14 protein-coding genes and 1 pseudogene are annotated in these 19,872 nt (G+C 37.2%); 4 read left to right on the plus strand and 11 right to left on the minus strand.

Annotated features, from left to right (window positions below):
* Positions 1 to 15 precede the first annotated feature (15 nt).
* From AC4MRQ_RS18110 to AC4MRQ_RS18120, 3 genes are all read right to left on the minus strand, one after another.
* Complete coding sequence (locus AC4MRQ_RS18110; protein WP_491199115.1) at positions 16 to 3,822, minus strand: efflux RND transporter permease subunit; 3,807 nt, start codon at positions 3,820 to 3,822, stop codon at positions 16 to 18.
* A gap of 90 nt (positions 3,823 to 3,912) precedes the next feature.
* The gene (locus AC4MRQ_RS18115; protein ID WP_491199116.1) at positions 3,913 to 4,287 is read right to left on the minus strand and encodes an HYC_CC_PP family protein; all 375 of its coding nucleotides are present in this window, start codon (positions 4,285 to 4,287) and stop codon (positions 3,913 to 3,915) included.
* A 92-nt stretch (positions 4,288 to 4,379) separates the two neighbouring features.
* Positions 4,380 to 5,843: an MltF family protein gene (locus AC4MRQ_RS18120; protein WP_491199117.1), complete on the minus strand. Its 1,464-nt coding sequence runs from the start codon at positions 5,841 to 5,843 to the stop codon at positions 4,380 to 4,382.
* Positions 5,844 to 6,037: 194 nt separating this feature from the next.
* Here AC4MRQ_RS18120 and porE point away from each other — a divergent pair, with 194 nt between their 5' ends.
* Both porE and AC4MRQ_RS18130 read left to right on the plus strand, forming a co-directional pair.
* The gene (porE, locus tag AC4MRQ_RS18125; protein WP_491199118.1) at positions 6,038 to 8,008 is read left to right on the plus strand and encodes a PorE family type IX secretion system protein; all 1,971 of its coding nucleotides are present in this window, start codon (positions 6,038 to 6,040) and stop codon (positions 8,006 to 8,008) included.
* 268 nt (positions 8,009 to 8,276) lie between these two features.
* Positions 8,277 to 10,133 (plus strand): sensor histidine kinase, encoded by a 1,857-nt coding sequence (locus tag AC4MRQ_RS18130; RefSeq protein WP_491199119.1) that lies wholly within the window; start codon positions 8,277 to 8,279, stop codon positions 10,131 to 10,133.
* A 36-nt stretch (positions 10,134 to 10,169) separates the two neighbouring features.
* On the opposite strand, the gene AC4MRQ_RS18135 is transcribed toward AC4MRQ_RS18130, so the two are convergent.
* The 3 genes from AC4MRQ_RS18135 to AC4MRQ_RS18145 form a co-directional block, all read right to left on the minus strand.
* Positions 10,170 to 10,673, minus strand: a complete 504-nt coding sequence (locus tag AC4MRQ_RS18135; RefSeq protein WP_491199120.1) for a VTT domain-containing protein — start codon at positions 10,671 to 10,673, stop codon at positions 10,170 to 10,172.
* Entirely contained in the window at positions 10,670 to 12,856 is a 2,187-nt protein-coding gene (locus AC4MRQ_RS18140) for a glycoside hydrolase family 20 protein (RefSeq protein ID WP_491199121.1), read from the minus strand. The genes AC4MRQ_RS18135 and AC4MRQ_RS18140 overlap by 4 nt, the downstream gene beginning before the upstream one ends.
* Before the next feature lie 147 nt (positions 12,857 to 13,003).
* Positions 13,004 to 13,969, minus strand: coding sequence for a bile acid:sodium symporter family protein (locus AC4MRQ_RS18145; RefSeq protein WP_491199122.1), 966 nt, complete (start codon positions 13,967 to 13,969; stop codon positions 13,004 to 13,006).
* A gap of 231 nt (positions 13,970 to 14,200) precedes the next feature.
* Here AC4MRQ_RS18145 and AC4MRQ_RS18150 point away from each other — a divergent pair, with 231 nt between their 5' ends.
* On the plus strand, positions 14,201 to 14,875 hold the full coding sequence (locus AC4MRQ_RS18150; RefSeq protein ID WP_491199123.1) for a TonB-dependent receptor plug domain-containing protein: 675 nt from the start codon (positions 14,201 to 14,203) through the stop codon (positions 14,873 to 14,875).
* 241 nt (positions 14,876 to 15,116) lie between these two features.
* Here the strand turns inward: AC4MRQ_RS18150 and AC4MRQ_RS18155 are convergent, their stop codons facing one another.
* The 5 genes from AC4MRQ_RS18155 to AC4MRQ_RS18175 all read right to left on the minus strand — a co-directional run bounded on the left by AC4MRQ_RS18155 (position 15,117) and on the right by AC4MRQ_RS18175 (position 19,419).
* Positions 15,117 to 15,731: a hypothetical protein gene (locus AC4MRQ_RS18155; protein ID WP_491199124.1), complete on the minus strand. Its 615-nt coding sequence runs from the start codon at positions 15,729 to 15,731 to the stop codon at positions 15,117 to 15,119.
* A 204-nt stretch (positions 15,732 to 15,935) separates the two neighbouring features.
* Complete coding sequence (locus tag AC4MRQ_RS18160; RefSeq protein WP_491199125.1) at positions 15,936 to 16,100, minus strand: hypothetical protein; 165 nt, start codon at positions 16,098 to 16,100, stop codon at positions 15,936 to 15,938.
* Positions 16,101 to 16,616: 516 nt separating this feature from the next.
* Entirely contained in the window at positions 16,617 to 17,537 is a 921-nt protein-coding gene (locus AC4MRQ_RS18165) for an SPFH domain-containing protein (protein WP_491199126.1), read from the minus strand.
* A 30-nt stretch (positions 17,538 to 17,567) separates the two neighbouring features.
* A complete protein-coding gene (locus tag AC4MRQ_RS18170) occupies positions 17,568 to 18,008 on the minus strand; it encodes an NfeD family protein (protein WP_491199127.1) in 441 nt (146 codons plus the stop codon).
* A 187-nt stretch (positions 18,009 to 18,195) separates the two neighbouring features.
* Positions 18,196 to 19,419 (minus strand): L-serine ammonia-lyase, encoded by a 1,224-nt coding sequence (locus AC4MRQ_RS18175; RefSeq protein ID WP_491199128.1) that lies wholly within the window; start codon positions 19,417 to 19,419, stop codon positions 18,196 to 18,198.
* A 148-nt stretch (positions 19,420 to 19,567) separates the two neighbouring features.
* Between AC4MRQ_RS18175 and AC4MRQ_RS18180 the strand changes: the two are divergent.
* Positions 19,568 to 19,872, plus strand: a pseudogene (locus AC4MRQ_RS18180) (transaldolase family protein); the annotation flags it as partial.

Below are 19,872 nucleotides of genomic sequence, written 5' to 3' on the forward strand. Positions count from 1 at the left end.
TTTTCTTATCATGGCTTAACTGTTATTTTGTTTCTGTTTTCTTTTAATAATGCGTTCCTGCCACAAACTATACAGCACCGGCACAACAAACATGGTTAATACTTCAATGGTCATACCACCAAATAACGGAATGGCCATGGGCACCATAATGTCGGAACCTTTACCTGTTGACGTTAAAACAGGAAGCAGAGCAATAATAGTTGTTGCCGTTGTCATCACAGCCGGGCGAACACGTTTTGAACCAGCTTCAAGAACCAATGCTCTTACCTGGGCTATTGTTTTTGGCGGCTTCTTATCCTGTAATTGCTTGATGTAAGTACTGATCAAAACTCCATCGTCGGTTGCCACACCAAACAAGGCAATAAACCCAACCCAGACTGCCACACTGAGGTTAATGGTGCTAACCTGAAACAAGGTACGTAAACTCATTCCGGCAAGAGTTCCATCCATAAACCAAGGCTGTGCGTATAACCAAAGCATAATAAAACCACCCGAAAAAGCTACCAGTATACCAGAGAAAATAAGACTTGTAGAAGTCACTGATCGAAACTGGAAATACAGAATCAGGAAAATGATAATTAAAGATATAGGTATCACAATCAACAGTCGCTTTGTTGCCCTGATCTGATTTTCGTAGTTACCTGTAAACTTATAGCTTACACCTGCAGGCAACACAAACTCCCCGGATGCTAGCTTATCACTCAAATACTGCTGGGCATTTTCAACCACGTCCACTTCGGCGTATCCCTCTTTTTTATCGAATATCACATAGCCCACCAAAAAAGTATCTTCACTTTTAATCATTTGCGGCCCGCGGGTATATTGAATATCAACCAACTCACCTAAAGGTACCTGCGCTCCTGCCGGTGTTGGTATGAGTATCCGTTTCAGGTCTTCAGGATTATCCCTGAACTCACGCGCATATCTTAAACGCACAGGAAAGCGTTCACGCCCTTCGACAGTATTGGTCAGTGGCATTCCGCCAATGGCACTACCAATAACGGCCTGCAAACTTTTAATACTAAGCCCATATCGGGCAATGGCATCACGGTTAATCTCCATCTCAATATATGGCTTACCAACAACACGGTCGGCAAACACCGACATACCATTTATGCCTTCCACATGCTTGAGCAATTTCTCCAATTCAAAGCCAACTTTCTCAATACTATTTAGATCAGGGCCATATACTTTCATACCCATTGGTGCGCGCATACCGGTTTGCAGCATCACCAATCGCGTTGAAATTGGCTGTAACTTAGGTGCCGATGTTAATCCAGGTATGGTACTTTTATCAATAATTTCATTCCAGATATCGTCTGGCGATTGTATCTCGTCACGCCATTGTCTGAAATACTCACCATTTTTGTCCTCTACGAGATTTTCTTTCTCAATCAGCCTGAAACCTTCTGTTTTGGGATTATAAACACTACCATCTTTCAAAATAAAGGCATCATCTTTATCGACTTTGAAACGCATGCGGTGTCCCTTTTCATTAAGGATATACTCTGGTTTGTAGTTAATCACATTCTCATACATCGAAACCGGAGCCGGATCAAGCGCTGAGTTAACCCTTCCCCACTTTCCTATCACAGACTCAACCTCTGGAATTGCATTTACACGCTTGTCCAATATGCGTATAACCTCCAGGTTTTCTTCGATGCCCGAATGCGGCATAGTTGTAGGCATTAATAAAAAGGAACCTTCATCGAGCGATGGCATAAATTCTTTACCTATTCCCGGCAGCTTTTCATCGAGATAGACATATGCGTCTGTATTTTTAATAAACTGCGGCATAAAACCAAAGAGTTTACCAAAGCCCTGCCAGCTTGAAATACCAAACAACACAATGAAAATTGGTACACTTAAAAACTTCCATTTGTTGTTTAAACACCAGTTTAATATGCGTGCATAAAAAACAACCACCAGCGACAGAAATCCTAAAACAACTGTAACAATAGCAATAACAAACAGGAAGTTGGCCAGCATAGAATTCTGCGCACCCAGCGGCATCCATTCTTTGGTTAAGAAGAAGACCACAACAACTATAGTAATGGCAATATTGATAAAGTTAATCCACTGCCTTTTATCATCAGGCCACTTATGCAATAATAAACCATTGATACCATAAGCTGATATTGCCAGAGCAATATAATTACCTGAAACTACAGACAAGACTACTCCTGCAACAATCAGAATGATATTTCCCAATCGCTGGTAACGGCTTTTATCGATCTTAATCGAAAATATCAGTTGTGCCAATGATGGAATAATAATTAAACCTATTAACAGGGCAGAAACCATGGTGAAGGTTTTTGTGAAAGCCAATGGTTTAAATAATTTGCCTTCGGCAGCTTCCATCGCAAATACTGGCAGGAAACTAATAATGGTTGTTGACAAAGCCGTGATAACAGCACCTGCAACCTCGGTTGTTGCAGTATAAACAACGTTTAGCAACTCTTTACCACGTGCTCCTTTATTTTCGGGCATCTCAACATGCCGGATAATATTCTCAACAAATACAACGCCCACATCAACCATTACCCCTATGGCAATAGCAATTCCCGAAAGTGCTACAATATTGGCATCAACACCAAACTGACGCATTGTTATAAAGGTGATAAGCACGCCTATTGGTAACAAACTTGAGATTAAGAAAGAAGCCCGAAGATTAAATACCAATACAATAACAACCAGAATACTAATAAGTAATTCCAATGTTATAGCTTCTTCTAAAGTTCCCAGGGTTTCTTTTATCAAGCCAGTACGGTCATAGAACGGTACAATCGTAACTTTTGAAACAGTTCCGTCCGCCAGGGTTTTTGATGGCAAGCCGGGCGCTATCTCTTTAATTTTAGCTTTTAAGTTTTCGATGGCTTTTAGCGGATTTGCGCCATAACGAGCCACAACAACGCCTCCAACTGCCTCAGCACCGCCTTTATCCAAACCGCCTCGGCGAGTGGCCGGACCAAAATTAACCTTTGCCACATCTTTTATGCGAATGGGCACATTGTTTTGAACTGTAACAACACTCTTCTCCAGATCTTCGAGATTTTTGATATAACCCAAGGCTCTGACCAGATATTCAGTTCTGTTAAACTCAATTGTACGGGCACCGATATCCAGGTTGCTGTTTTTAACGGCATTCATTACCTGGGCAATAGTCACATTATGCGCTTTCATGGCATAAGGATCAACATCAATCTGGTATTCTTTGACAAAACCACCGATTGAGGCTACTTCGGATACGCCTTCAGCAGCCGTTAAAGCATAGCGAATATGAAAATCCTGAAGACTACGCAGTTCATGAGGGTCCCATCCGCCAGCCGGATTTCCTTCACTATCGCGTCCTTCGAGCGTGTACCAGTAAATCTGGCCTAGTGCAGTAGCATCTGGCCCCAGGGCAGCACTGACATCTGCCGGTAATATTCCTGCAGGCAATGAGTTTAATTTTTCAAGTATTCGCGTTCGGCTCCAATAAAACTCCACATCTTCATCAAAAATGATGTAGATACTTGATAACCCGAATATTGAATTGCTGCGAATGGTTTTAACTCCCGGGATACCCAGTAAAGCAGTGGTTAACGGATAGGATATCTGATCTTCAATATCCTGTGGTGAACGGCCAGCCCACTCTGTATATACGATTTGTTGATTTTCTCCGATGTCGGGTATGGCATCAACCGGCACAGGATCGTTGGGTAAAATACCTGTCTCCCAACCAAAAGGTGATGTGATAATGCCCCAACTGATAAAGACGATCAATACCAGAAAGGTTACCAACTTATTATCGAGAAAAAATCGGATAAATTGATTTAGCATTTTGTAAATGATTAGTGATTATACAATGACAACAGCATACGCTGCTCTAACATGAGGGGATTATCCCCTAGTAATATCACAGTGTAATCACTAACAAAGGAAGGATTGCAAGACGGAAAGTCTATGCAAAACAGGCAAAGGCGGCGAAGAATCATCTGCATAATGAATTTCATCCACCACGGCTATATTAGAAAATTCGAATACAAATAAAACAGGAAATAACACCTCAAGTTCTGTCAGTGGTTGAACCTCAAGCACCAACGGACTTACAAAATCATCTTCAACTTCGTAATGCACATTCTTATTTTCGCACCCCGAGCAGCTACCTCCACAACATGATTCAGCTTCGGCATTAATGGTTACAGACACCCACTTACCTCCACAGTAATGCATAGAAAAAGTAATTCCTGTTGAAGCAATCAACAGAAAAAAGCTCAGAACGATATGTGTAATCTTTCTTGGCATTAAATCTATATTCGCTAACAAAGAAACGAAATTAAGGGATAAAAGTTTGCATCGGTTGACTGCTTAACAAGCCTTTAACACCTGTTTATGTGCTATAAATCAATAAATTTCTGATAATGCTCGTACCGTTCAAATATCTGATGGACATAATTATAAGGCTCTGTGCCCCGAAGGTAACCATGCTTCACAACCGGATCATTAAAGTTCTTAGGAAAGCGCAAAGCCAAAATCATCTTCTCAACATTATCATCCCATACGTCTGGATCAAGATTATATTTTTTTGCTAATTGTCGTGCATCTGCCACATGGCCATAACCACAATTATAAGAAGCCATTGCAAATTTTATTTGTTGAAGTGAATCTTCAACGGATTCAAATCGATCTAACAGTTGTGATAAATAACGTACTCCCCCTTCCATACTTTGTTTTGGATTACTGCGCCATTGGATACCCATTTCTTTAGCTGTGGCTGGCATCATTTGCATCAATCCAACAGCTCCGGCCCAGGATACTGCAGATGGGTTAAATCTCGACTCCTGGTAAACCTGCGAAGCCAAGAGGCGCCAATCCCATTGAATTTTGGCTGATTCTTTTTTTATTAAATCATCGTATTTACTTATCTGATTCTGCTTTAAACTGTAAAAATCGCTATTAACGCGTCGTTTAAAGTCTTTCTTGTTTTTGTAGTATTTATTATAAATCACATAGTATTCGCTCTTTTTCTTATAAGGAGCAAGCCAGTCATTTATTACTTTTCTTAATTCGAGTGACGATCGACGAACCACCCACCCCATTCTTTGAGTTGTACTCACTGGTACATCAATATTCAAAACCGGATAGTAAGATGCCATTAAACTGGCGATATTCAAATCAGCAACGGTTTGTTTGATCTTTCCCTGAGCCACCATTTCAACAATTTCCTCTGTCGTTAGTATACCAGGTAAAGTGTCGATAAATATTTCGCCACCTATTTCATCTGCCAAATTAACCAGGCGCTGATGATAAGATGAATGCCCTCGAACAGCTACTGTATCTCCCATTAAATCTATCGCATCGTGATGCAAGGACTCTTCAATTTTTTTCCAATGAAGCTCATGCCAGTTATCGGGCATTTTTTGAACCAATACCTGACGACTATTATATAGTGGTTTGGTAAATGATACAAACTTCTTTCGCTCTCTGGTCTCTGTTATGCCATGTGCTATTAAATCAACATCTCCCTTGTTGAGATAATAAAACATGCTATCAAGGCTGCTTACTATCTTAAGATCAACTTTCAGGTTTTTGTCTTTAGCAAATTTTGTTAAGAGATCGAACTCGAACCCCATAGGTTCACCCTTATATAAAAAATAACTTGTACCACTATATGTCGTCAGAACTTTTAAAACACCATCTTTTTTAATATCAGACCAATCGCGTTCAAACGAAAACTGACTACCAGTAATATCTTCAGCTACTGTTTCTACAACCTCAATTGTCTTTTGATCCGATGGTGTATTGCACCCGTTTACACTCAACAGTAAAACAATGATTATTAAAAATCCGATATATCTCATACAATTTGTTTAGGTCATTAACAGCTTAAAAGTATTATTTCTTTGCAATTAGAGCAATTTCAAACATGAATAGTCCTACTAATTAAGCTGTTTTTGTTCTCTTGATATAGTTTCAACAATAAAACTAAACGAGAGCCGTTTTTTATGTGTCTATTTATTATTTATTTTTGGTTCATAATCAAATTTCGGACCTGATGCCCATTATTAATAAACAAAGAATTTCGTTCATTTCTATTCTATTAACAGCATTGCTCTTAACCGGTTGCATTGGTGGAAGCAAAATTGGCAATGCCAATAAAGCTTACCTAATAGGGGAATATGATCGGGCAGCAGTTCAATTCAAAAAAGCTTATCGTAAGGAAAAAAATAAATACACCAAAGGTGAGATTTCCTATTACATGGGTGAGTGTTATCGGAAAACCAATAAACCTAGAAAAGCTACCATGCAGTATGCCCGTGCGGTGCGTTACAACTATGAAATGGCAGATGCAGGCTTATATTTAGGTGACTGTTACCTGGCCTCACAAAAATATGAAGATGCTCTTGAGGCCTACGAAGAATATTTACAGAAAGCACCACTCGATAAACGCGCCCAAAACGGTATCGCCTCTTGTAAAATTGCAATGAAGGACACGCTTGAAACCCGTTACTCAGTCATTAAATTAAAAAAGATTAATAACACGCGTTATAGTGATTTCTCACCCGGCTATGCCAGTACTGATTATGATCAGATTTATTATTCGTCGATGCGAACGGAGAAAAAGAAACGCAAAAAGAGTAGGATTACGGGTCAGGGTGGTTCAAACATTTACGTGGCAAAAATAGATGCCAAAGGGGAATGGACTGATCCTGAATTACTGGATGAAACCATTAACACTCAATTTGACGAAGGTAGTGCCACCATGTCGAGTGATGGCAAAGAAATGTATTTCACACGCTGTCGGTATGATAATGAAAAACCCAGAAGCGCTGAAATGTACATGGTTAGCCGTTCAGGAGGCAAATGGGGTGAACCGTCGCAAATTGAAATCGCAGATAGCTTGTTAGTTGCCCACCCTGCCATTTCACCTGATGGCGAAACCTTATATTTTGTTAGTGACATGCCTGGTGGTTATGGTGGTAAAGATATCTGGAAAGTACAAAAAGGTGGTGAAGGAGGATGGGGCCAACCAGTTAACATGGGAAGTGTCATTAATACAGCTGGTGACGAGATGTTTCCATCTGTCAGAATGGATGGCTCTTTATATTTTAGCTCAAATGCTCATATTGGTTTTGGAGGATTAGATATTTACCGGGCTGTATTTGACGATGAAAGGCAGGATTGGCAAGTCTTCAACCTTGGCCGTCCGATCAATAGTGAAGCAGATGATTTTGGAATTGCCTTTAAAGGAATGGAAGAAGCCGGACTTTTCAGTTCATCGAGAGGAAGTTCTAAGGGCGTTGATAATATCTATGAATTCAGCTTGCCAAAACTTGAGTTTAGTTTGAAAGGACAGGTTTATAGTCAGAAAACAGATGAACCCATAAGTGAAGCATATATGCGCCTGATTGGAACAGATGGTACCAATGTAAAACTTAACATTCGAAATGATGGCACTTTCGGAGCTAAATTGTCTCCACAAACAGAATATGTATTTATGGTGGCATCGAAAGACTATTTCAACTATAAACACAAATTATCTACTGTTGGACTTGGAAATAATAAAGAATTTGAGGTTGAAGTTGGCATGATGCCAATGGAAGATGCGATCATTCTGAAGAACATACAGTTCGATAAGGCTGAATTTGAATTAAACCACGATTCTAAACAGGAGTTAGACCGTTTAGCAGCCATTCTTGGTATGAATCAATCCATTGTTTTGGAAATTGTTGCACATGCATCGGGTGAGGGCTCTGGTTCTGAAGCAGTTGTTTTAACGCAAAAACGCGCTCAGGCTGTTATGGATTACCTGTTAAAAAAAGGCATTCCAACTGAACGTTTATCAGCCAAAGGTGTAGGTGACTCTGAACCTGTTACTGTTACAAAACGTCAGGCCAAAAAACATAAGTCTCTGGAAGAAGGAGATGTCTTGTCACAACGTTTTATCCGCCAAATAAGAGGCAATGCTAACAAAGAGGCGGCACACAACCTAAATAGACGAATTGAGTTTAAGATTAAAGAGTAACATACGTATCTCTTTGCACCAGTTTAATCCCTTGCGTTAAATTAACATCGCAATCGAAAGCATTAATCGTACACGCATTGATTACTCTCCTCTGTTTTAAGATAACATTCCTTTCGTATATTAATAATATACATTTAACACGGCTAATTATCAATTTATAAATTAACACAATATATATTGACAATAGTAATTGTATGATTTATCTTTAATTCAACTATGATTAACTAGATTGATAATTTATCACAGTCAATCATTAGCTTGATTAAACATGAATAACCCAAACCTAACATCAAAACCAATTGGTTTTAATACCATATCTTTAACTTTTTCTCCAAAGATAGAGAGTGCTTTCAGGCGCAAATATTTTGAAAGCTCATTGATCCCTGTAAGAGTTGCTATACTGTTGGTAATGTTTTTATATGCAGCTTTTGGCATATTGGATTATCATATGTATCCTAACCATGCCGATAATTTTATTAAAATTCGTTTTTTATATGTTATCCCTTTTGCACTCATAGTTTTCTTATTGTCCTATACCTCCATTTTTAGCAAAATTTGGCAAGGATTAATGGTTGGTAGTTTATTAATTGGAGGTACGGGTATAAGTGTAATGACGATGCATGAGCCTGAGAACTACACCTATTATGCAGGCATTATCCTTGTTCTCTTTGCCGGCTATATGTTCTTTAAGCTTCGATTTTACTTAGCAACAATTGGAGGTTGGTCAGTCGTTATAATATTTAATCTCATAGCTATTTTCACGCCAAATGTAAGTCAACAAGTTATCCTAAGCAACAACTTCTTTTTTGTCAGTGCCAACCTCATTGGCATGTTTGCCGCATACTATATAGAAACGCACATCAGAAAAAACTTTTATCTCAATCAAAAGCTTGATGATGAAAAAGTGCTGATCAAATCGCTAAATAAAGAACTGGAAAACAAAGTTAATGAACGTACACACGAACTTCTTCATGCCAAACAAATAGCAGAACAAAGCAGTGCAAATGTTAAGGCGATTATTGAAGGTACTTCTGAAAGTGTCTGGGCGTTTAATACAAACTACGAGATATTATACTTAAACAAAACTTTTAGGCAAGCATGTTTAGATACTTTTGGGGTATGGCTTGCGCCGGGAGAAAGCCTTATCGATACATTACCCAGTGATATTAAATCATCTTGGAAACAGAGATATGATAAAGTTTTAAATAACGAGCAGTTTGAAGTTGAAGATGTAATAAATACACCTAAAGGGAAACGGTATATTCGTGTAGGATTCAATCCTATTGTTAGAGAAGGAAAGGTAATTGGTGGTTCTTGTTTTGGAAAAAACATTACATACAGAAAGTTAGCTGAATTTGAAATATTGAAAGCAAAGGAACAAGCAGAAAAAAGTGATAAGCTAAAAACGGCCTTCCTGGCCAATATGAGTCATGAAATCAGAACACCAATGAACGGAATTCTAGGGTTTGCAGAACTGCTTAAAGAACCAAACCTGAGTGGAGATGAACATCGTGCTTATATTGATGTAATTGAAAAGAGCGGACAGCGCATGCTCAATATTATCAACGACATAGTTGATATATCAAAAATTGAAGCTGGTCTGATCGAAATTATAATTCAGGATGTCAATGTCAACGAATTGATAAAAGATATATATCAGTTTTTTAAACCAGAAGCAAGAAGAAAAGGTATTGATCTAGTAATCGAAAATAATCATAATCTGGAGGATGTAATTGTTCAAACCGACAGGGAAAAACTGTATGCCATATTAACCAATCTTATAAAAAATGCAATCAAATACACCAATCAAGGTTCCATTAAAATTTCATTTAATCCTAAAGTGTCTACAATTGAATTCCTAGTGAAAGATACCGGTATTGGTATTCCGGCCGAAAGGTTATCTGACATTTTTGAACGTTTTATGCAGGTAGAGCTTTCAAACAAATTAGCCGAACAAGGGGCTGGACTTGGTTTATCGATTACCAAGGAGTTTATTGAAATGTTGGGTGGAAATATATGGGTCACCAGTAAAAAAAGAAAAGGAAGTTCATTTTATTTTACAATACCATATAACTCTGCTTATAAAGCAAAAACAGCGCGAATTAGCAGAAGTAGTAACATGTAGTCCTTATTCGTAATTCACTTCCCTATTGAGTATGACTTATAAAAATAATTCTTTAACCAAACGGACAACTGGTTCAGATAAATATGTGAGGCCAAAAGCCCAAAGTACAATACCGATAATCAGGTAGAAAAGGAATTTTCTGGAATTATCCAATAGGGTTATTCCAATTATCAAAGCAATAAACGGACCTAGCAAGCCGGTCACCATTAGTCCCAGTCCTGGTATCCCGTATTTGTCCATCCACTTGGCAAACTTTGCTTTTTTATGCTCAAAAGATTTCGATCCATATTTCTTTAACAACCATTTCCTGAAAGGTTCACCTGAGAAATAGACCAGCATGGCTGAAGAAATAGCACCTAATGAGACGCACAAAGCAATGATGTATGGCTTTAACCCCAAAGCAATCCCAACAGGTATCCCCTTATAGATACCTGTTGCTCCTGCTAAATAAACAGTCAGATATTTTCCAATTTCCTCCATCATCATAAAAAGCGGCTGCAATGATACAAAAATTATACGCCACTTTTTAAGTTCAATCATCTAACCTGTACTTCATCTGCAAATATCCAGGACGGCATACCAACTGCATGATGCCAATCTGGTGGGGTTTTTATGTTTTTTGCCACTACTTTTATATACCTGGCGTTAGTTTCAGGAAATTTGATCTGAAACATCTGCGTATCATTGATCTTACTTTTCTTACTCAATGGTCTTTCATTGGTAACCCTACCCAAAAGTTTGTATTCATTGCCATCCTGAGAAGCAAAATAACTGACATCCTTAGGAAAAAACACAACATGGTTCACCACCTGAAGGAAACCTGTTGATATATTTTCAATCCTTCGCTCCTCACCTAAATCAATTACCGCATTCATATCATTACCTTCAAAACCAAGCCAATTAGCGTAGAAACTGCCCCCGCCAAAAGCATCGTCGGTTAGTGTTTGCGGATCTTCATTGGCGTATTTGTGCGGTTTAGTTAGTAACTGAACCTTTTTCCCAGATGCAAAATTAGGTTCTGTAGCACGATCCAGATTACGCTGATATAAATCAAGATAGTCGCTTACCATAAATCGTGTTTCATTCATCATCGTAATCTCGCCCAGATCACAACTATTCTTAAAGGCCTTCAATTCTGCATTAACAAAACCATTGTTTTTTAGCGAATATTTACCTGAGAGTTTTGCTCTGCAGGCTTCTAAGGTTGCATATCGCACTCCCAGCCGGGCTCGTTTCACCCGTTCCAATAATTCTGGTTCTCCAACCACAGTTTGTTCTGCATCATCGAAACATTGGTTATACATATCCAGTGCTTCAGGTCTTAAAAAAGAATTAAACGCCTGCGATGGTCCACCATACAAAAACAAGAAGAAATCTGAGTTCTGTGCCAGTTCTTTATGAATCTTAGTTATGTATTCTGCCACCTTATTGCCAGCCGCCCCATAATATCCTTCACAAAACTCACGTATCAACACATCAGTATTTCTTTGCGGATTCCATAATAACCGAGCCAACAAATAGGAACGCAGCTCAAATAATTCACTTGGATTGTGACTATGCTGTTCAAAAATCCACTTGGCATTATTATCTGAAAAGAAACGAATATTAGGCTCCAAAGTATAAATATTAGGAAATGGAGCTAAAAAATTGGTGAATTGAGTGGTATAGTCCCAAATACGTATATTATCCGTTAAATCTTTCCAACCTTTTAAATCCTGAGCGAAATCAGGGCTCTTATCCTGAATTGGAGCACTACGGTCGCACTCTATCGAACAAAGCGTTATTAATACATTATCCAAAGGTTTGGTTTGACATGCTTTGCGCGTATACTGATAAGCTAAAGTGGAAATCGTTTTATTAGGGAATGAACCGGCAACTGCATTTACAAAACGAATCATGGAGCCGGATGGACTTCCTTCCTCTTTATGTACCGCTTCACAGTCATCGCAACGACAGTACTGAGTATTATCATCCTGACTGACTGAAACAACTGATGCTTCAGGATTATTGGCAAATATACCTGCCACGGTATCTTTTATAATCATTAACACGTCGGGATGACTCAAACACAATTGCGTAGCCCGCCGTTTACCATCAACCAATGCATAATACTCAGGATGAATATCAAAATATTTTTCAGACGGTACAAAACGATGGAAAGTATGAACCTTAGCACCTGGCGCATACATAGGAAATGCCTCGTATGTTACCCGCTGCTTATCTGCAAAATCCGGATTTTCATAGAACAGTTTTGAATGAACCGTTCGAACATGAACCGGCGGCTTATATCGATAGTTTTTATCGCTCTTTACTGCAAGCCGAGTTTGCTTAGGAACAGTCTCGGCATCAGGAGTCCAGAAACTACATGACAATTCTCTTTCAAGGAACTCATAAACACAATATTTCAGGTATTTTCCATCACTACCTTCTATAGTAAGGTTATTTCCATCCATATAATACCTGACGTAAGGAGGTGTACTTTCTGAACCGATTTTTAGCCGAATGTAATCCCTTGTTTCCTCTGCAACAACCGGAAGTTTAACTTCTGTTGATTTGAATAGATAATTTTGCAATATTTCAGCTGCAGCTTTCTCTTCGCTGCCAGCATTATTATCTATAACAATTTTGTAGTTTGATTTTCCCTTGTTGATGATGTTCACATCGGAAGGCTTACATGAAAAAAGTAATAAAGTAAGCACTAAATAAAGAATAGAATATTTCATGATTTTGGATAATAAGGATATATCATCTGTAACAATGATATTAAATGTTAATATGCCTATTCAAATATATTAACATTCAACTTGCGACAATGCGCATTCATGTTCAATAACTTATCTGAAATGTTTATGTAATTTAATTAACTACAATCAGTTATGTTGTTGACCTTTTTTTGTAGCAATAAAACTTACAATTATAAGCTGAAAAGAATGATAAAGCATAATTGGTATCAGAAATAACCCCTGACTTGCAACATTTTGAAACATCACTTTTGAAAACACTGAACCATGCACCAAAGATTTCTTTGAGCCACAGAATACAGCGGTAATCTTATCTTCACGGTTAAACTTTAATAATCCAGATACCAAATGAGTTAAGTAATAAATCAACCCAAACAATATGAGTGTAGACAAGCATATCACTAACATATCCATCAAGCTAACTTCATCAAACAGTCCGCTTATGAATGATTTGCTGAAACTCTTATAAACTATCAATAAAATAATTAGCTTGTCAAAACGAGCTAATGCTTTTAAATGCTTTTTTACAAAAGTACCTAAATACTGATGTAATAATAAACCACTGATAACTGGTATTAGGATTTGAAGCATCAGGCTCATCATTACATCTGAAAAATCGAATGATGCGTCTTCAATCTGCCAGAATAAACCAATCCATAATGGTGTTAATACAATCCCAATCAGTCCTGATATACTGGCATTGAAAATAGCACCAGGTATATTACCCTTTGCCAATACAACCATTACAACAGATGATGACACTGTTGAAGGAAGAACGGCAAGAAAAAAAATAGCTAACCAAATCATTTCCTGTTCCTCAGTTTGAATAAAAGGTAAAAAAGCAATTACCAAAATGGGAAATATAACAAAGGTAGCCAGTTGAATAACCAGATGAAGGCGATAATTACTTAACCCTTCTTTCATTTGTCTTGGACTCAGTTTAAGACCATAGAAAAAGAAAATTAAGGTAATCCCGATGTCTGTTAATTGTTCCAGATTACCTGCCCCATCATAAGTACCTATCTGCGGAAATAACCAGGCTAATAGAATCATCAGAATTAAGCCAATAATAAAACGATCAATTTTCTTTAGCATTTATTTTTTGTTTGGTATTACAAATGTAATAGACTGGAACTTTTTCAATGGCTTCAGCATTTAGAATATAATCATTTCTTTTCCCTCATAGAGATAACTTCTATAAAAGTTTGTTACCTGCTAATTATTCAATCTGGTGTATTTAAGCTAAATACCTTCATTACATTGGATAATTGATTCAATATTATATCTTTATAAGACAAATATTTATTAACCTTCAATCATTTACTTATGTTTAAAAAAGCATTTACCTTGTGCTGCACATTAGTATGCACAAGTGGCATTTTAATTAATGCACAAACCCAATTTGTAAAAGGTAAAATTACTGCATTTAACAACTACCCAATTTACAAAGCGGAAATTATTAACAAAAAAAACAAAACAACTGCTCTTTCTGACTCAACTGGAGTTTTTCAGATTGAGGCAAAAATGAAGGACAAATTAACTGTTATCGCCAACGGATTTTACAAACAATCCGTAACTGTTAGTTCTGACAAAGACACTATTCTTCTCAACCTTGTTTTCAGAGGTGGTGAAAAAAACCAGAAGATCGCAACTGGTTATGGCCATATTAGTCAAGATCGATTAAGTTATGGTATTTCACATCTCTCGAGTGAAAACAATGTATATGAATTTTATGCTAACATATTTGATATGCTTAAATCGAAGTCTCCAGGTGTTGAAGTTTCAGGAGAGTCAGTTCGTATAAGAGGCACCAGTACTATGGGAGGAAATCAGGAACCACTTTATGTAGTCGATGGTTTTCCGGTTGGTTACCAGCAATTCCGAAATATTGATCCTCAAGAAGTCAAGTCAATTAGCATTCTAAAAGATAGTGCTGCATCGGCCAGATATGGTGCCAGAGGAATGATGGGTGTAATTGTGGTGACAATGAAAAATAAATAAGGTGATTATGTTTAAGATGAGGTTTTCATAAGTGTAAATTACCAAGGTATTCATACTATTGAAACCCTTCATTCATATGAATCATTGTAATCGAATTAGACCTCATAAAAAACTTAAAGCCAGCTCTCTTTCAGAAATGATAAGAGAAGCTGGCTTTAAATATTATTTAGAATGTATTCGTCTTTAAATTAATATTTGAAGCAATTTACTTTCTAAACAACCTTAAAAATCATTTTACATATTAAAGAGTAAAATCATAGTGATATGATTTATCACCAGAAACAAGTGTTGCTCTGTAATTTCCTTTTCTAAGGTAATTCAGGTCATAGGTGTTAGAATAACCCAATTTATTTCCTGCCTTCAAAAATTCAACTTCCTTATCCCTATCTGTATTGACTAATTTAAATAATAAGTCATTCTGATTAGGGTTGATATAGCTAACTACTAAATTATTTCTCTTATCATCGAGGAAAAACTTCATATTCTTAGTTTCGCCAAAAATATCTTCAGCCTGGTCACTCATTAAACGACCATACTGCACATTGAACTCCTTAAGAACCGAATCATTATCTCCTTTCAACTCAACTGTATACTTTCCATCATTCAATTCTTGCAGATTAACTAACTTCTGGAAACTTGGCTGATCAGTAATTGTCTCTTTAATAAAGGATTCACCTGATGTACTACAAAATACATTCAAACTATTGTAGTTAAGTCCCTTATTGACAACAGAAATAATTGAATGTCCTGAGTTCATGTGATTATTAACTTCGATAAGTCCTCTTTCTCCTGCTTGCATTGAAGATACACCTAATAAGATACCTGCTGCAACTAAAATACTTTTAATTCTTTTCATTCTTATAGCTTTTAAAATTTAAAGCTTAAACACATAAAAAATGTGCCAAAAAATGACGATTAACACTTTTTGTATTGAATTAGTATTTGTTTGTAAATACTCTTAAAACAGCATTTAATAACACGCAGAAATCAAGCTGTACAAGTTCACTTGAAAGAAACAAATATCAGATTCTTTATAAAGGATAAGATATATCTCTAAGTTCTATAAATCTGTTTCCTCACATCGAAAATAACCTTCATCATAAGAGTAAACAGATTTAGTTGGTTTTTTGTGCTTTCTTGAGGGATTGTTCTTAACATCCCAGCGCCATAACTGAATGATAACAAAAACACTTAATATAATTGATAGAGTCGCTAGCTGTAGCATGATTATAAATTTTAGGTTACTTTCTTTAATAAGAATTTAGTGTACGTATTACATGCTCATACCGTATAATATGAATGTTACCCTACCGCTTCGATTGAAAGAAATCGTTTATAATCCTGATAACGTATGAATCATTGTGATACCTGCATTCAGGAGGTGAACCTATAGGTCAAATGACAATTTCACTATTACAGGAGCTACAAACATAGATCTCACAACCTGTACAACAAAAACAATTCGAACAGATTCTTTTCAAATCATCTTTATCAAAAGTTTCTTGACAATTACTGCATAATATTTTCGTTTGATTTTCCATTATATTTCAACATTAGCTACCACTCACACAAAACTCTATTACCAAGCATTCTAAAGTGTTTTTACATGTGGTACAAAAGTAATGTTTATCCTATTTATTCACAGATCACCAAAAAACATTAAATGCTCCAACCCTTTTCATTAATGTAGTAAATAAAAAAAGCGAGCAAAAGCTCGCTTTTCTCTAAAATAGAATAATCTTTATTTCTTCGTCTGCTCCAAAACAGATGTAGCGGTTGCAATTATACTTGACACATCTGACATATTAGAAGGAATAATCATAGTGTTATTGGTTTTAGCCAACTTACCAAATTCACCAAGGTATTGCTCTGCAACACGAAGGTTAACAGCATCAATTCCTCCTTTTTCATTAATTGAGGAGGCAATCTCACGAATACCTTTTGCTGTGGCTGAAGCTACAAATTCAATTTCGGCAGCCTTACCTTCGGCTTCGTTTATACGTTTTTGCTTTTCACCTTCAGATCGAGCAATCAATTCTTGCTTATCACCTTCAGCAACATTGATTTTTGCTTGCTTCTGCCCCTCAGACTCTGCAATCATAGCTCGTTTCTCACGTTCTGCACGCATCTGCTTTTCCATGGCATCTTTTATACTCTGTGGTGGTGTAATGTTTTTCACCTCGTAACGGGTAATCTTTACACCCCATGGGTCACTTGCTTTATCAACCGCTTCAACAATACTGGTATTAATTGTTTCTCGCTCTTCAAATGTTTTATCCAAATCCAAACGACCAATTACACTACGCATTGTTGTTTGTGCAATTTGAATAGCTGCAAATCCATAGTTATCAATACCGTAAGATGCTTTCTTCGGATCAATTACTTGCAAATACAATACACCATCTACTTCAACAGCAATGTTATCTTTTGTAATACACGATTGGGAGGCCACATCAATAGCTGATTCTTTAAGAGTGTGTTTATACGCAACTTTATCCAGAAATGGCATTAAGAAATGAAATCCTGCGGTTAAGGTACCATTAAACTTTCCAAGTCGTTCAACGATATATGCTGAGCGCTGCGGCACTATCTTAATACAAGAAAGAATAATAATAAGAACAATTACACCAATGGCAATTAATACAATACTTTGTGCATCCATAAATAAATAGATAATTAAGAGGTTAAAAAATCAAGCTGGTTCAACTTCAAGTAATAAACCAACTTTTCTAATAATTCTGACTCTGGAACCAGTGCTAATTTCTGTATCGGCTGATGCGGTCCAACTTGTGCCTTTGAATTCAACTCTGCCATCGGTATTTGGTCCGATATTAGCAATGCACTCGCCAATACCATCAACAAATTCCTCATCCGGGTCGTCCACAGGGTCAGGCATGTTATATAGCTTTTTGAGTAATACTTTTCGAAGTAGGATCAGTGATAATACAGAAGAGGCACTAAAAATGAGAAATTGAACTGCTAGTGAAGGTTCAAACAAGTATACGCATAATGCAGTAATCCAGGCACCAACTCCGAAAAACAATATAAAAACTCCAGGAATAATAAATTCGAGAAGTAACAAAGCAGCTCCAGCGATAAACCAGATTACTGCAACATTGGATAGAATTTCCATGAGGTTTGAAATGTATGGTTTAGTAACATAAATGTAATCATAATTGGATGACCAGCCAATTCAAACCTCTTAAAAAACTATAAATTGTTTAAGCTCATTAGCAGATATAACAATCCTTTTATCAATAAACTTTATCCACATCGATATTATTATCTGTGAAAAGGAATGCTGTATCAGCTAAAACATACTATTTATCCATTATATCGCGAGCCTGATGGAAAACTGCCAATCCACCCGTTGAGGTTTCTTTGTAGATATTCGGCAGATCATGTCCTGTTTGCTTCATGGCTTTAACAACTTCATCAAATGTAATACGATGACGACCATCTGACAGTAGGACATATGTATTGTGATTAAGTGCCCTGGCGGCAGCAAAGGCATTTCGCTCGATACAAGGAATCTGCACTAATCCGGCAATAGGATCACAGGTCAACCCAAGGTGGTGCTCCAGCCCCATTTCGGCTGAATATTCAACCTGATAGATTGTACCTCCAAAAAGCTGAGTTGCGGCCGCAGAAGCCATTGCGCAAGCTGTTCCTACCTCGCCCTGACAGCCTACTTCTGCTCCTGAAATTGAAGCATTATATTTAACCAGATTTCCTATTAGTCCGGCTGTTGCTAATGCTCTGAGTATCTTTTTATCCGTTGCTTCGTAATATGTTTCAATAAACTTGAGTACAGCAGGTAAAACTCCGCTTGCACCACAAGTTGGAGCTGTTACAATATTACCGCCTGCAGCATTCTGCTCAGAAACAGCCAAAGCAAAAGCATATATCATTGAACGCCGTTCCATTCGTCCACTGAAATTTTTAGCCTTTGTGTAATATGATGCAGCCTTTCTTGGTAATTTAAGAGCACCCGGTAATACGCCCTCTTCATCAAGTCCCTTCTTAATCGCGGATTTCATTACTTTCCACACTTTTGATAAGTAAGTCCAAATTTCAGGTCCTTCTACATCTTCAACATATTCCCAAAGGTTTTTACCATTGGAATCGCACCATTTTAATATCTCGTCAAGTGTAGTCAGTTCATAGACGGTTTTTGTTTCCTCTTGTGTAAAATCATCTATTATGGTTCCACCTCCAATGCTATATGCAGTCCATCGATCAATTTCTTCGTTTTGAGCATCGTAAGCAAAAAATGTAAGTGCATTCGAGTGTCGGGGAAGAAATTCTTCTGGTTTCCATTCTACAATTAAAGAAAGTTGTTTCTTTTTAAATACCTGTTCGATGGCATAATCGGTAAGGTGACCTCTGCCTGTTGCAGCCAGGCTACCAAAGAGCGTCACTTTGTATGAAGCAGCATTAGGTTGTCTTTCTATAAACATTTCAGCTGCTTTCTTTGGCCCCATGGTATGACTACTCGAAGGTCCACTTCCAATCTTATATATTTCTTTAATCGATTCCATCATAACAGTTTCTTTAAAAGAACAAATGTAAAAAAGACCTTTTTAGCTTTATGTATGTCGCTTCATAAAAAAGACCTGATTTTTATCAACCCTTAATGCTTGAATTACAGAAAACTATCTTTTAAATTTATATCAACCAATCCTCCATGCCATGAAACATTCAATCTCAAAAGAAGTTATCAGTAATTTTGCCAATCAATTTAAAGTAGACAAAAGCAAAGTATCATCCTCCGCTCAATGGTCAAGTTTTTTATCATCCGGTAGTCATTTATGGATGGATACTGGTGATATCAGTATGATCAACCAGATGTGGACTAATGAGTTCTCGGCTCTCACAACTAATAATACTTTATTGAATAATGAGGTACAAAAAGGCGAGTATGATATTGTTATTTCGGAATTAGCTTCTTCTTTAAGATACTTACAACCTGACGAACAGGTAAAAGAAATTGGTTT

The sequence above is a fragment of the Carboxylicivirga sp. genome (assembly GCF_982718395.1).